The organism is Oleiphilus sp. HI0043 (genome assembly GCF_001634935.1).
The window spans coordinates 1-1,056 of sequence record NZ_LWEY01001945.1; the positions used below are offsets into that span (position 1 = coordinate 1).

The 1,056-nt window shown below is 44.9% G+C and carries 2 protein-coding genes and 1 pseudogene; all 3 read left to right on the forward strand.

Features of this window, described 5'->3' with window-relative positions:
* The coding region (locus A3729_RS30155; protein WP_304439803.1) for a proton-conducting transporter membrane subunit at positions 1 to 554 on the forward strand (554 nt) is incomplete at its 5' end.
* Positions 555 to 809 carry a hypothetical protein gene (locus A3729_RS30160; protein ID WP_068508488.1) on the forward strand — a complete coding sequence of 85 codons (255 nt, stop codon included), beginning with the start codon at positions 555 to 557 and terminating at the stop codon, positions 807 to 809.
* A pseudogene (locus A3729_RS30165) lies at positions 802 to 1,056 on the forward strand (Na(+)/H(+) antiporter subunit D); the annotation flags it as partial. The gene A3729_RS30160 and the pseudogene A3729_RS30165, both read left to right, overlap by 8 nt.

Genomic DNA, 1,056 nt, shown 5'->3' on the forward strand with positions numbered 1-1,056 from the left:
TAAGCTACATTGTCGTGGGTGCTCTGCTTGCTTCATCTATCGCCCATGCCGGTGCTGCCTTACATATCGCCACACATGCTGTTGGTAAAATCACCCTCTTCTTCTGCGCCGGTGCAATTATGGTTGCCAGTCACAAAAAGAACATCAGCGACATGGTGGGACTTGGCCGGCAAATGCCACTCACCTTTGCTGCTTTTGCGATTGGTGCAATAAGTATAATTGGCCTTCCTCCTATGGCAGGAACCTGGAGCAAGTGGTATCTGACAATGGGCGCTCTTGAATCTGACAAGCTCATCATTGTCGCCGTGCTAATGATAAGTTCCTTGCTTAATATCGCTTATCTTTTGCCCATCCCAATCAAAGCATTCTTTAATACCCAAGCAAAAGAATCTAAGCCTTGGGCATGGTCGGACACTAAAGAGGCTCCGTTACCAATTTTAATAGCACTTGGCGTGACTTCGTTTGGATGTCTTGCCTTGTTCTTCTATCCTCAACCCCTGATCGATCTAATAAATTTGATTCCAGGTGTATCAACGAATATGGGGGAAGGCTAAATGTCTGATCATCACTCTTCAGATGGCTGGTTCGACAAGCCAGAAAACGTCAAAAAGATGTTAAAAGTATTTTATGTCGCATGTGCTTTGCTAGTGATTGCTGACTTTATTGTTCACCGCCATATTTACCACAGCTGGGAGAACTTCCCTGCTTTTTATGCCATTTACGGCTTTGTAGGCTGTTCTATTCTCGTTTTCATAGCAACATGGATGCGAACCTTTCTGATGCGAGGTGAAGATTACTACGATGAGTAATGTGATTCCATTTCTTCCCCTAATGCTAGGTGCTTTAGCTGCGTTACTATTACGTGGCTGGACACGAAACCTCATCATGTTAGCGGCTCCCATTTTAGGTGCTCTTAACTTGGTCGGCCTAGAGCATGGCGTATTCTGGTCTATGGAGTTTATGGGCTATGCACTAGAGCCAGTTAAGGTTGATAAACTTAGCTTGATGTTTGGCTATCTTTTCCATCTTGCTGCTCTAATCGCCATCATCTACGCC